This is a genomic window from uncultured Pluralibacter sp. (assembly GCF_913775985.1).
In the GTDB taxonomy this organism is placed as follows: Bacteria; Pseudomonadota; Gammaproteobacteria; order Enterobacterales; family Enterobacteriaceae; genus Pluralibacter.
Map to the genome: position 1 here is coordinate 1 of NZ_CAJYMB010000096.1, position 12,661 is coordinate 12,661.

A 12,661-nucleotide genomic window follows, 5' to 3' on the forward strand; every position below is an offset into this window, starting at 1 on the left:
CAGCACAGGCCGACCCGGCTGACCGTGGCCGTTTTTTCTTTGATTACCGTCAGGCCACATCCGATCTCAACACCATCCGCAGCGGCATTGACCGCTATCTGGAGCCCTCCCGCGCGCAACCGCGTGACCCGTCTTTTGTGGCCGGTAATTACCGGCGGGAGCGGCCCTGATGGCCATGACACCCGAACAAACCAACGCGTTTAAGGCCGGCTCCGGCAGCCTTGACCTGAGCATTCTTAATCTGCTCAGCATCGGGGCACTGATAGCGTTTCTTTTTCTGTGGGCCGCGTGGGGACTGTCGGATGTCTGGAACGGCTGGAGTAACGCCAGAGTGCGGGATGCGGCGCTGGGCCGGTTTGTTATCCGCGTCGTGCTGCTGTTGCTCGCGTGTATCTGGATGTTCGCCAGTTAACGCATTCAAATCATTTCAGGAGAACCATTTCATGCACCAATCTGAGTCCGTTGTTGCCCGCCTGCGCCGCCTTGGCCGCCGTGCGCTGACCCGTGCCGGTACGCTGGCTATTCTGGGCTGGCTCACCTGCAAACCGGCCTTTGCTGATTTACCCCAGGTTGAACCCCCCACATCGGGCGGCGGAAGCGGCCTGTCCGGACAAATCAAGGGGTACATACAGGATGGTCTGGTTATCGGCGGGCTGGTCGTGGCGGCTGTTGCCTTTATTAACGTCGCCATTGCCGCCCTGCACACCTTCACCGAAGTCCGTAACGAGCGGGCGACCTGGACCAAATTTGGCTCCATTATCGTGGTGGGTGTGGTGCTGCTGGTTACCGTTATCTGGCTGATCGGCAAGTCTGCCGACATTCTGCTGTAGGAGTCCACGACGATGCAGACCATCCGTTTTCTCCCTGACCGTCTCAACAGTGAGCCCGTGGTGTTTCGCGGGTTTACCACCCATGAGATGGGGCTGGCAGCCCTTGCCGGCGCGGGGGTGGGTCTGCTCCTGTCACTGCCGTTTATCCCGCTGGCCGGCTGGGTTGTTGTGCCCACCGGCCTGCTGGTCATGCCGCTGCTGCTGGTCTGGTTCGGCGGCCGCTGGATGGCCAGGCTCAAGCGCGGTAAGCCCGAGAACTGGCTCTGGCAGCGACTGGAGACCAGGAAACGCCGGCTGGGAATGGGCAATCCGAAACTGATAGTGGATGCCCGGGGCTGGTCAGTGAAACGTAACAGGAGAGCCTCATGAGCCGTTTTCGCCATGCGGTAAAAGACCGCGACCAGCATATTCTGACGCTGCGCATCGCCTGCGCCGTGCTCGCCTTTTTCCTTATGTTTGCCTGTGCCGGCTGGATGCTGGCACCCAGCAAGCTGACCGTGCATAACCCGCCGGATTTACGCAGCGGCAGCACGCGCCCCTGGTGGGAGGTGCCACCCCCGACCGTTTACTCTTTCGCCTTCTATATCTTCCAGCAACTGAATGCCTGGCCGAAAAATGGCGAGGTGGATTATTCCGCCAAAATCAACGCGCTGTCGCCGTATCTGACGCCGTCCTGTCAGGATTTCCTGAAAGCGGACGCGAAGAAACGCGGTGACGCCGGGGAGCTTACCGACCGCGTGCGCGTGGTGTATGAACTGCCCGGCCGCGGTTACCAGTCACAGAGCGTGACCGTACAGGATCGCGATCACTGGATTGCCCGCCTGGACGTGGTGGCAGACGAATATTTCCATGCCGAGCCGGTCAAACGCGCCCTGGTGCGTTATCCCCTGAAAGTGGTGCGCTGGGAAGGGGATGCGGAGCGCAACCCGTTCGGCCTGGCGCTGGACTGTTATGCCGGTGTGCCCCAGCGTCTGGAAGCGGCACCGCCTGCACCCAAACCGGAGAAGTCAGGAGTGTTTCAGTGATGAGTAAAAATCCCCACGCCCGCGCCGGGCTGATGGCGCTGTCCCTCGCCGTGCTGCCCCTGGCGATACTGGTATCACGTCCTGCCGGTGCAGATGAGCTGATGAAATGGGAGCGTATTCCGCTGCAGATCCCCCTGAAGGTGGGGCAGGAGCGGGTGGTTTTTGTGGACAAAAACGTCCGCGTGGGCTTTCCGCCGGCGCTCAACGGTAAACTCCGGGTGCAGAGCACCGGCGGGGCCGTCTACCTGAAAGCCGACAGCGCCTTCCCGCAGACGCGGGTGCAGCTGCAGGATGTGGAAAGTGGCGAGGTTCTGCTGTTTGATATCGCCGCCGGTGAAAAAGGGCCGACCGAACCGGTCAGGCTGGTCTACAGCGGTGATGTCAGCACGCTGAGCCAGGCGTCTGATGCGGCCGGTCAGTCAGGTGGTGCAGACCGGGGGGCTTCCGGATCAGCCTCATCGGCTCCTGCCGGCAGCGATGACGGCACCCAGGCCAGGCGGAAAAAAATCCGCTACAGCGCCCCCATTCCGGTGCTGCTGACCCGCTATGCCGCCCAGAGCCTGTATGCGCCGGCCCGTACAATCGAGGCGGTTCCCGGTATTCACCCGGTCAACCCGCATCTGCCCCGGCGCGTCAGCACGCTGTACCCTTCAGAGCCGGTGACGGTCACGCCGCTGGCGGCCTGGGGGGTGGCAAACCGCAGTGTGGTGGCCCTCAGGCTCACGAACACCGGCGGCCGTAAAGTGGTTCTCGATCCGCGTGCGCTGCAGGGGCAGTTTGTGTCCGCCACCTTCCAGCACCGCTGGGTCGGTCCTGCCGGCACGCCGGAAGACACCACCACGGTGTATGTGGTGACCGCCGGTCGTCCGGAGAGCGCCTTCATCGCTGAGCCGTCTGCGCTGCGTAAAGCGGCCCGTGCAGTAAAACAGGAGGCCCGCCATGCAGATTAAATCCAATGCCCTGGTGAAAATTATCGTGCCGGCCGTGGTGATTGCCGGGCTGGCCGTGGGGCTCAAAAGCTGTAAAAGCGAACCGGCAGAGCAACCGCAGACAAAGCAAAGCGGTGCCCTGCAAAATCTTTCGCCGGATGAGCTGAAGGCGCTGGGCGTGGAAGGCGACACGCCGGAGGACACGCTGCGCACGCTCATTGGCCGGCTGAACGATGTGCGGGATCGTCAGAAAACCCTTGATAAACAGAATGCTGATTTAGTGAAGGAGAACGAGCGTCTGCGTAAGCGCAACCAGGACGTGTCAGGGCAGGTGAATGAGGCCGTCAACGGTCTGCGCGAGCAGTACGACAAGCGCCAGCGGCAGCTGCAGGATGAGCAACTCAGCCTGACGGCGAAGATCCAGAGTCTGACCGACAAGCTGAAGCAGCCCGACGCCGGGAAAAAGGCGGCAGACAGCGATATCCCGCTGGGGCTGGGCCTGGACGGCATGGGCAGCAGCACTGGCGGGGCGGCATCTCAGGGCAGTGACGGCATGATGTGGGTCGCGCCGACGGACCAGAAAGAGACGGATCCGCGGGATGCGGCCAGCGGCAAGGCCTCATCTCAGTTCCCGACTTCGTTTCTGGGGGACAATGAGCTGACCCGCCAGAAAGCAGCCTACGAGCAGAAAGTGAAGGGGCACACGAATGAGAAAGGGGCGGAAGAGAGCGCCGAGCCGGTGTACACACTGCCGGAAAACTCCACGCTGGTCGGCAGCCGCGCCATGACGGCACTGCTGGGGCGGGTACCGATCAACGGGACCGTGACCGATCCCTACCCGTTCAAAGTACTCATCGGTAAGGATAACCTGACAGCAAACGGCATCGAGCTGCCGGACGTTGAAGGGGCCATCGTTTCCGGGACGGCCAGCGGTGACTGGACGCTGTCCTGCGTGCGCGGCCAGGTGACCAGCGTCACGTTTGTCTTTTCCGACGGTACGGTGCGCACCCTCCCGAAACCCGAGGCCGTTAACAGCGGCGGGCAGAATAATAACGCTCAGGCCAAACAGGATACCGGCACCGGTGGGGGTATCGGCTGGATTTCGGATGAAAACGGCATCCCGTGTATCGGGGGTGAACGTAAGTCCAACGCCTCCACCTACCTGCCGACCATCTTTGGCCTGTCAGCGGCCGGTGCGGCAGGGGATGCCCTGAGTCAGGGCCAGTACACCACGCAGAACAACGTCAACGGGATTTCCTCCACCATGACCGGTGACGCCGGACAGGCAGCGCTGGGCAAGGCCATTTCCGGCGGCATGTCGGAGACCACGGACTGGATCAAGCAGCGGTACGGGATGACGTTTGATGCCATTTATGTGCCGCCGGGGGCCCGTCTCGCGGTGCACATCACCCGTCAGCTGGCCATTGATTATGAAGACAAGGGCCGCAAGGTGCGTTACGACTTCACCCTGCCCGGTGGCGTCAGCGACAGCGGCGGACTGGACTGAGTGACGGCAATGACGGGGCACATGATGCTTCTGCCGATGTCATCCGTGTGCCGGACGTTCAGCGATGGGGCGGGCTGGCACATTGACGTACGGCCCTCGCCGTCGGCCGTCCTGCAGCTGCGCCCGGTGGCGCTGCTGCCTGCCCGCCTGCCTTTACTGCGCTGGCAGCGGGGCCGGCTTTTACTGGATACCGGCCGGTTTTCCCTGCCGCTCAGTGCCTGCGACTGTGCCGTGTCGTGGTACAGCCCGAAACTTTCGCGCCGGCTTCACTGCCCCTATATGTCCCTGCAGGAGCTGGCGCACCTGCTGAATGTCAGTGCATTTGTTTTTATCTGTAGCGGCTACGATCCGGCCGCCTCACAAAGGAGATACCGGTAATGTACAGAACGGTTTTCATTCTGGCTCTGGCCTGTTCAGTGCTCAGCGGCTGCTCAACCTCAAAGGAGGAAATGCTGCCGGCGGGCGATAACACCATGCTTGAACTGTGGAACGGCGCGGACGGGGGCGGCAGTACCGCCCGCCAGTCTGCAGCGGCCCGGGACACGCTGCGCCGTCCGCTGACGGGCAGTGAAACGCAGGCGGACGCGCAGGCCGACCGCAGCTACAGCCGGACTCAGGAGAGTGAAATTTCGCAGCAGTTTCCCCGGCTGCCCAACCCTGACATGGTGATGTACCTGTATCCCCATCTGGCCGACGGTAACACGCCGGTGCCGGGGTACAGCACCGTGTTTCCGTTCTACAGCCAGACGCAGTATGCCATGCCTGGCGAGCGCACGGAGGCCCTGTAATGTTTTCACTGTTTTCGCGCACCCCCTCGCCTGCCCGGCCGTCGCCGGTTGATGACGCTCAGTCCGTTCAGGCCGATGAGACCCTGAACACGGGCGTGAAGGGCCGGCAGCCCCTGACACGTCCCGGGAAAATGACCCACCAGGATGAGGCAAAAATTTATCATGCAAATCCCTCGATCATTGACTTCCTGCCCTGGGCGGAGTTTCTCGATGAAGAGCAGTGTCTCCTGCTCGATGACGGTGTGTCGGTGGGGGCGGTCTATGATGTGACGCCGGTGGCCACCGAAGGGCGGACGGAAGACCGTCTGGAGCAGATCCGTGACTCGGTGGAGGATGCGCTTCAGGACAGCTTTGATGAACATGACGTGAATCCCTGGGTGGTGCAGTTCTTCTGCCAGGACGAGGACGACACTGACGCGTACCTCGACAGGCTGCGCGGCTATGTCCGACCGCATGCGCAGCGCACAGCGTTTACCGACGCCTGGCTGGGTGAAATGGAACGCCATATCCGCAGTATCTCCCGGCCTGAAGGCCTGTTCACCGACTCGCTGATCACCGGCCAGCCATGGCGCGGGCAGCAGCGCCGCACCCGGATGGTGATTTATCGCTGGCTGGGAAAAAACCGGGATCCGATGCCGCCGGTGGCGATGCTCAACCAGGTGTGCGACCGGGTTGTGAATGCCCTTGGCGGGGCGGGGATCCGCTGTACCCGGCAGAACGGCCTGCAGGTGCATGGCTGGCTGCTGCGTCTGTTCAATCCGTCACCGGACTGGGTGGATAAAACCACGCTTTATCGTCAGGCCGCTTACGTAGACCCGCGCGAGACACCTGAAGGCACCGTGCCGGTCAGCAATGATTTTGCCGAAACCCTGTGGTTCACGCCGCCGGTCTCCGACCCGGAAAACGGGGTGTGGTGGATTGACAACAAGCCGCACTGCGCGGTGTCGGTGGAAAAACTGCGTACGCCGCCGGAGCCGGGCACCCTGACCGGGGAAAAAAGCCGGGGTGAAAAGAAAATCAATGCCCTGATGGATATGTTTCCGGAAGGGACCATGGTGTGCATGACCGTGGTGGTTCAGCCCCAGGACCGGCTTGAAGAGCAGTTTAACCGGCTGTCGAAAAACGCGGTCGGGGAAAATACCGAGTCGGGCCGCGTCCGTCAGGATGTGAAAACGGTGAAAGAGTATCTGGGCAACCGGCACAAGCTGTACCGGGCGGGGATCACTTTCCTGCTGCGCGGCGATGACATGCCGGGCCTGAAGCGCAAGCGGCTGGAACTGTCGACCGTGCTGCTCGGGGCCGGTCTGCAGCCGGTCCGTCCGGAGTTTGAAGAGGGGCCGCTGAACAGCTGGCTGCGGGCGCTGCCGATGTGCTTTAACCCCGACAGCGACAAAAAACACTGGTACACCCGCCTGACCTGGGTTCAGCACCTGGCCGGTCTTCTGCCGGTGACCGGGCGGGAAACCGGTACGGGGCATCCCGGTTTCAGCTTTTTCAACCGCGGCGGGGATATCCTGACCTTCGACCCGCTCAACAAGCATGACCGCACCCAGAATGCGCATCTGCTGCTGTTCGGCCCGACCGGGGCGGGCAAGTCGGCCACGCTGTGTGCCGCGCTCTCCCAGCTGATGGCAATCCACCGTCCGCGACTGTTTATTGCGGAGGCCGGGAACTCGTTCGGCCTGCTGGCCGACTTCTTTGACAGCCTCGGGCTGACGGTGAATAAAATCAGCGTCAAACCCGGGAGCGGCGTCAGCCTGCCGCCGTTTGCTGATGCCCACAAACTGGTGGAAGAAGGCCTGGCCGCCCAGGCCGTGGATGAGAGCGACCTGCCGGATATCGACACGGACGACGAGGGCGAGGATGACAAACGTGACATTCTCGGTGAAATGGAGATTTCCGCGCGCATGATGATCACCGGCGGCGACCCGAAAGAAGAGGCTGACCTTAAGCGTGCCGACAGGGCGATGATACGTGAGGCGCTGCTGATGGCGGCGCATGCCACGTATAAGGAAGGACGGCAGATGCTGCCGTCTGACCTGCAGCAGGCGCTGTATGACATCGCCTCTGATAATGATGAGGGCGTCATTAATGTCCGTAATGCCCAGCGCAAGGCGAAAGCAGCGGAGATGGCGGAATCGCTGGGCATGTTTACCCAGGCCGGCAGCTTTGAAGCGGAGCTGTTCAACCGGGAAGGGGCGCTGTGGCCGGAAGCGGACGTGACGCTGGTTGACCTGGGGCATCTGGCGCGTGAGGGCTATGAGGCGCAGATGGCGCTGACCATGGTCTCGATGACCAACATGATTAACAACATCGCGGAGCGTGACCAGTTCCTCGGCCGGGATATTGTCTTCACGGTGGATGAGGCGCATATCGTCACGGTCAACCCGCTGCTGTCGCCCTACATGACCAAGGTGGTCAAGATGTGGCGTAAGCTCGGGGCCTGGCTGTGGCTGGCCACCCAGAATCTCAAGGATTATCCGGACATTGCCGAGAAAATGCTGAACATGGCGGAATGGTGGATTTGTCTGACCATGCCCCCGGAAGAGGTCAAAGATATCAGCCGGTTTCGCGCGCTCACGCCGGAGCAGGAGTCGGTGCTGCTTTCCGCCAGTAAGCTGTCGGGCTGTTACACCGAGGGCGTGGTACTGGCGAAACGGATCGAAGCGCTGTTTCGTGCCGTGCCGCCCAGTCTTTTCCTGGCACTGGGTATGACGGAAAAAGAGGAAAAGGCCGAGCGCCGGGCGCTGATGAATCAGTTTAACTGCAGCGAACTGGAGGCGGCAAAACGCGTCGCACTGAATCTGGACCGTCTGCGCGGTCTGACGGAGAAACAACAGGAGCCTGCCACGGTATGATGACACTGAAGTACCCTGAACCCACTATTCATGAGCACAGTGGCTCAGCCCTGTTCACCCTGTCGCCTCAGGGGGAGCCCGGTGTGCTCCCGGCGACCCATCAGCACCTGGTGAGGCTGCGGGCAATGCTCAGGCAGCGTCTGACCGGGCCGGTCAAAATGACGTGTCACCCGCACCGGGTGGGACTCAGCAGCAGCGTGGCCATCTATCTTGAGGGAAAGCTGAAGCAGGCGGTGAACATCCTTATCACCGTGACGGGACAGACGAGCTGGCCGCATGAGGACGAGTACGCGCATCCGCGCTGGTATATCACGGTGCCGGATTCGGCTGACCTGGTGTATCTGATGCTGTGGATTAACGGGCTTGACGTTTAAACCAAGACTTGCCTTCACCAGGGGCTTGATAATAATAACGAAATGATGCTTTTTTTGATACCGGCCGCTGGGGCCGGTTTTTTTTTGCCAAGTCTGACATTTGGTAACGTCGTAGTTAGCAAAAACGATCGGGCTATATTTGTGGTTGCACACAGTTTATACTGTATAAGTAGATTAACGGAGGTTCCCTATGAAACACTCTCCACAACGTAATGCAGCTATTCTGAATCTTCATGCCCGTACCATGCAGATAAACGGTACTGTCGATGAAAAGGTTGAGCAGTTGCGCAAAATGTTTGCTCAGAGTTCAACACGAACTAAGGATGACAGGAAGCACCGTGGGGATCGAGAAAAGGTTTATTACGAAGGCTGAGTTTAGCGAAGATTTTGTAAAAGCCAGTGAAGACTTTAAGTACGGTTATGATGTTATCTCTAAAGTTAATGTCAAAACTGGGCAGTCAATCTTGCGCTACGCAGTCCGTCTCCAGGCAAAATGGAATGATGAGAATTGTATTCTCATTTATGATCATGACGATGACAAACTCTGGGGTAGAGTAAAGGCATCTGACTCAAAAAATGATGCCGGCATAAACTGGTATCTTGGCTTTTTTCATGGGCGAGTTGAAGCCTGGAAAAACGATCCCCTGATCGTAATATCGTTTCGTGATGAAATTATTCCTGCTCCGCAAGGATATGATAAGGGGTTTGAGCTGGCGGTTATTCATGCTATCAGCGATCACCCAACACTCTTCGGAGAAAATTGGGAAAAGAAGCTTCCAGAACACATGCGCGAAAAGCGCAAACAAAATGCTCAGACTCTCAATTACTCCGTGGATGTGAACAGTTCTGATTCCGAAGGCAGCCCTGATGAATCATCCCCATCTTAAAGCCTTAATACATGTACATAACTTAAACGCCTGACCTGGCTTAAGTTATGTACATCAGTTGCCTGCCTGACATCAGTATGTGTACCACCCATTTATTCCTCTCAGTCATAAATTACACTCTCGAACCTACCTCATTAGCAAATCATTCCATCTGATTAATTTGTAGTTCCGGATATAGAATTTAATGCGGCTTTTCTGAGCAACCACGGGCACGCTGTCAGGCGATTCAGTCTGACGGAGCCCCGATTCATGAAACTGACTTCCCTTGTTTTCCTGCCGGCTCTGCTGCCGGCATCCGTACTGGCCGGCACTGTTCTCTTCACTGACAGCCATCATTTGCCGACAAATCTGCCACCGGGTGTGCCGGTGGTGCTTCTTGATGGTCCTGACCAGCTGCAGGCCGACATGTTCGGGGAACTGCCTGCAGACCCGCAGCAGGCTGAGGCACATGTCAGGCAGGTTATGGCGTCACCTGCCTGGCAACAAAAACAGCGGCAGTTGAATGATTCCTATCGCCAGGTGGTCCGGGCCTGGGAACTGGGCATCAAAAAAGTGCCGGCGGTGGTGTTTGATGACCGCGATGTGGTGTACGGCACCACGGATGTAGACGTGGCCACGTCCCTGCGTAACCGGGGAGGTGGTCAGTGATGACAAAACCTTCCCGCGTCAGAACTACACTGTGCTCGCTGGCGGTGGCCACGGTACTGGGTACGGCAACCGCGCCTGCGGCTGTTGCCGCACTTAACACCGCGCAGATTATTGCCAGTGCCGTGTCGCAAAACTGTATCAGCTGGCGTGTCAGTGGCATCTGTTACTGGCTGTTCTGCACCCCCTTTGGCTGCAAGGTGCGTACGTCGGTCAAAGTCACTCACTTCATCCCCCAGACGGTGGTGTCAACCTATGTCGCCCCGGGCGGCAACCCGTGGCAGGAAATGGCGTTTGTCAGCCAGACCGCCGGCGGCCTGGAAAGTGCCGTGACCAGCGGCCTGTCCGGTGTTTCTGCCGGCGGAGCCAATCCGGCCGATATGAAAAATCCCGGCCAGCGCAAGTCCGCCGTTCGTTTCAAGTATGCCGATGCGATTGGCCACCCGGCCACCTCACTGATTGGCGGCAGTATTCCGGGCTATTCCTGTGATACCGCAGCCACCCCGTTAATGCCTTACTTCCTGAGTACGCTGGATTCGGCAGCCTGGCGCACGGGCGTACCGGAGTCGCTGTATCCGGAAGCGCTTGTGCCCGGCCAGCGGGAAATTGGCAGTCAGGCCGCAGCGAATATGTGGGGTAACGTCTATCCCCGTTCAGGGTTTATCAGCCAGACCGATGATGACAAAGCCTCTGCCGTGGTGGCGCAGCGTGTGGCAGACATTATCACCCGCGCCGGCCAGCCGCATGTGTATCAGGTGCTTAAGGGCAACCGCCATGACGGATACTGGCCACCTGGCGAGGTCACGGAAAACACCGGCACGCGCAATCACAAATGGCAGCGGCTTGCTCCCCACATGACACAGTCATGTGCCGTGTTCCCGGACGGGAGCCACACCGCCGCGAGCGATAACAACGAAGCCTTTGCGCTCTGGCAGCCCTACAGCTGCTGCAAAAAGCGCGGGCAGACATTTCTGGGCAGCACTGATATCTGATGAGGAAAACCGTGAAAAAATCACCTTCATTTTCAGCCGGTCGCGTAAGCCTGCTGCTGACCGGCTCCCTGCTGACCGTTCTCCCGGCGGCCCACGCAGCCGATGATGACAATACCATCCTGGGTATGTCCCTGCCGCAGGTGAACAACAGTGCCATCGGTTACGGCAAGTCCGTCGATGGTGCGGTGTCGGACAAACTGTTCTACACCCTCGGCGGCGGGTCGGTCATTTCCCAGCCGGCCACACGCGGGAATATGCAGAAGCTGGGTCTGAATACCGGCTGGAGCAGTGACATGATGTGCGGCAACTTCGACCTGAAAACCACCGTCGGCAACCAGCTCAACGGCGTGACGTCCGGTTTTAAAAACCTGATGGGCGATGTGATTCAGGGGGCCACGGGTGCGGTGGCCAGTCTGCCGGCAATGGTCATTCAGCGGGCCAACCCTGGTCTGTATGACATGCTTACCAACGGCGTGCTTCAGGCCAATGTGTCATTCGACAAGGCGCAGCTTAACTGCCAGAACATGGCGAAAAAGATGATGGACTTCAGCGACAGCAGTAACTGGACACAGCAGGCCATGATGGATGAATACAAGTCCATCGTGAACAGCGGCGACGCTGATGCGGTCCGGGCCGATGATGCAGGCAGGAACGCCACCGGCGCGTCGGGCAGCAACTGGATCGGCGGAGAAAAACGCGGCGGCGCGGGCCAGCCTGCCATCCGTGTCACCCATGACCTGATTGCTGCCGGCTACAACATGATGAACGGTCTGCCGGTTACGGCGAATTCAGCGGTGGGCGAAAGCAGTTGTAACGGCGGCGCATGCTCCAAATTTGGCAGCGCGGAAGAGGCGGCCGCCATGACCGTGAAGGTGCTGGGCGACAAATCCATGCGCACCTGTGCCAACGCCAGCGAATGCACAAGTGGTGATGCCGGGAACCAGCCCGGGACAACTGTTGCCGGCACCGGCTTTGCGCCCCTGCTGGAAGACGCAACCAAAGCCAACGCGGAGCAACTGGTGAAACTGGTTAATGGTACGGAGAAGCCCACGGCGGAGAATCTGGCGAAGCTGAAAACCGGCGGACTGCCTGTGACGGCCGGCGTGATTAAAGCCCTGCAGCGTGATCCGGATAATGCGGCCCTGACCGCCCGCCTCGCCGGCGAGCTGGCCATGTCCGACACGGTAGAAACGGCCCTGCTGATGCGCCGCATGATGGTCACGGGCATGTCAGAGCCCAATGCTGCCGCCCAGCCAAAAGCACTCGGTGCTGCCGGTGAGCGCATTGAGGCGCTGGACCGGGAAATCGCGGCGCTCAAAACCGAGATGGAGATGAAGCGCGAGCTGTCCCGTAACTCGGTGCTGACCATTATCGAGCGCGAAAACCAGCGTGTTGAAACCAACCCGCAGACCCAGGCGGATGACAATACCGACAGCCGCTTCAATCAGATGGCCACGCCGAAACAGGCCGAATGAGGGAAAAGCTATGCACAATAAAATGACTGTCAGGAAAGCCCTGACCCGTGCCGGCATCTTTCTGGCCTGCATGGCGCTGTTCATGGTGGTCTCGCTGATAGTGGCGGACACCGCCATGAAACATCCGGGGGAGGCTGCTGCATTCCGGCGCTGGATGCAGTCGACGCGCTACGGCTGGCTGATATGGCGACTGGCGCTGTATGCACTGGTTGCCTGGGGCCTCTGGAAAATCCGGCATGCGCCGGGTTTTCGGGAGGAGTTCCGGCGGCCGCTGCTGCGCATCAGCGTGGTCAGTGTGCTTTTTATCGCGTTGTGTGAGTACGCGATGTTTACCGGTCCGGGAGTCTGACG

17 protein-coding genes are annotated in these 12,661 nt (G+C 59.8%); all 17 read left to right on the forward strand.

Annotated elements, in window-relative coordinates; all coding sequences use genetic code 11:
- On the forward strand, positions 1-170 hold a 170-nt coding region (locus QZ766_RS10770), incomplete at its 5' end, for an RAQPRD family integrative conjugative element protein (protein ID WP_297202302.1).
- Positions 170-412: a TIGR03758 family integrating conjugative element protein gene (locus QZ766_RS10775; RefSeq protein WP_297201527.1), complete on the forward strand. Its 243-nt coding sequence runs from the start codon at positions 170-172 to the stop codon at positions 410-412. The genes QZ766_RS10770 and QZ766_RS10775, both read left to right, overlap by 1 nt.
- Before the next feature lie 31 nt (positions 413-443).
- Complete coding sequence (locus QZ766_RS10780; protein WP_297201530.1) at positions 444-830, forward strand: TIGR03745 family integrating conjugative element membrane protein; 387 nt, start codon at positions 444-446, stop codon at positions 828-830.
- A gap of 12 nt (positions 831-842) precedes the next feature.
- A complete protein-coding gene (locus QZ766_RS10785) occupies positions 843-1,199 on the forward strand; it encodes a TIGR03750 family conjugal transfer protein (RefSeq protein WP_187800998.1) in 357 nt (118 codons plus the stop codon).
- Positions 1,196-1,855, forward strand: a complete 660-nt coding sequence (locus QZ766_RS10790; protein ID WP_187800999.1) for a PFL_4703 family integrating conjugative element protein — start codon at positions 1,196-1,198, stop codon at positions 1,853-1,855. Before QZ766_RS10785 ends, QZ766_RS10790 begins: the two co-directional genes overlap by 4 nt.
- Entirely contained in the window at positions 1,855-2,805 is a 951-nt protein-coding gene (locus QZ766_RS10795; protein ID WP_297201536.1) for a TIGR03749 family integrating conjugative element protein, read from the forward strand. The genes QZ766_RS10790 and QZ766_RS10795 overlap by 1 nt, the downstream gene beginning before the upstream one ends.
- Positions 2,795-4,291: a TIGR03752 family integrating conjugative element protein gene (locus QZ766_RS10800; protein WP_297201539.1), complete on the forward strand. Its 1,497-nt coding sequence runs from the start codon at positions 2,795-2,797 to the stop codon at positions 4,289-4,291. Before QZ766_RS10795 ends, QZ766_RS10800 begins: the two co-directional genes overlap by 11 nt.
- Positions 4,292-4,300: 9 nt before the next feature.
- Positions 4,301-4,669: a hypothetical protein gene (locus QZ766_RS10805; RefSeq protein ID WP_297202304.1), complete on the forward strand. Its 369-nt coding sequence runs from the start codon at positions 4,301-4,303 to the stop codon at positions 4,667-4,669.
- Positions 4,669-5,079, forward strand: coding sequence for a TIGR03751 family conjugal transfer lipoprotein (locus QZ766_RS10810; protein WP_297201542.1), 411 nt, complete (start codon positions 4,669-4,671; stop codon positions 5,077-5,079). Before QZ766_RS10805 ends, QZ766_RS10810 begins: the two co-directional genes overlap by 1 nt.
- Complete coding sequence (locus QZ766_RS10815; RefSeq protein WP_297201545.1) at positions 5,079-7,937, forward strand: conjugative transfer ATPase; 2,859 nt, start codon at positions 5,079-5,081, stop codon at positions 7,935-7,937. Before QZ766_RS10810 ends, QZ766_RS10815 begins: the two co-directional genes overlap by 1 nt.
- A complete protein-coding gene (locus QZ766_RS10820) occupies positions 7,934-8,311 on the forward strand; it encodes an acetyltransferase (protein ID WP_297201547.1) in 378 nt (125 codons plus the stop codon). Before QZ766_RS10815 ends, QZ766_RS10820 begins: the two co-directional genes overlap by 4 nt.
- A gap of 190 nt (positions 8,312-8,501) precedes the next feature.
- Positions 8,502-8,684, forward strand: a complete 183-nt coding sequence (locus QZ766_RS10825) for a hypothetical protein (protein ID WP_004115527.1) — start codon at positions 8,502-8,504, stop codon at positions 8,682-8,684.
- Positions 8,650-9,198: a hypothetical protein gene (locus QZ766_RS10830; RefSeq protein ID WP_297201555.1), complete on the forward strand. Its 549-nt coding sequence runs from the start codon at positions 8,650-8,652 to the stop codon at positions 9,196-9,198. The genes QZ766_RS10825 and QZ766_RS10830 overlap by 35 nt, the downstream gene beginning before the upstream one ends.
- Positions 9,199-9,447: 249 nt before the next feature.
- Positions 9,448-9,846: a TIGR03757 family integrating conjugative element protein gene (locus tag QZ766_RS10835; RefSeq protein ID WP_297201557.1), complete on the forward strand. Its 399-nt coding sequence runs from the start codon at positions 9,448-9,450 to the stop codon at positions 9,844-9,846.
- The gene (locus QZ766_RS10840) at positions 9,846-10,835 is read left to right on the forward strand and encodes a TIGR03756 family integrating conjugative element protein (RefSeq protein WP_297201560.1); all 990 of its coding nucleotides are present in this window, start codon (positions 9,846-9,848) and stop codon (positions 10,833-10,835) included. The genes QZ766_RS10835 and QZ766_RS10840 overlap by 1 nt, the downstream gene beginning before the upstream one ends.
- Positions 10,835-12,310 carry an integrating conjugative element protein gene (locus QZ766_RS10845; protein WP_297201563.1) on the forward strand — a complete coding sequence of 492 codons (1,476 nt, stop codon included), beginning with the start codon at positions 10,835-10,837 and terminating at the stop codon, positions 12,308-12,310. The genes QZ766_RS10840 and QZ766_RS10845 overlap by 1 nt, the downstream gene beginning before the upstream one ends.
- Before the next feature lie 10 nt (positions 12,311-12,320).
- Positions 12,321-12,659, forward strand: a complete 339-nt coding sequence (locus QZ766_RS10850; protein ID WP_297201566.1) for a hypothetical protein — start codon at positions 12,321-12,323, stop codon at positions 12,657-12,659.
- Positions 12,660-12,661: the final 2 nt, after the last annotated feature.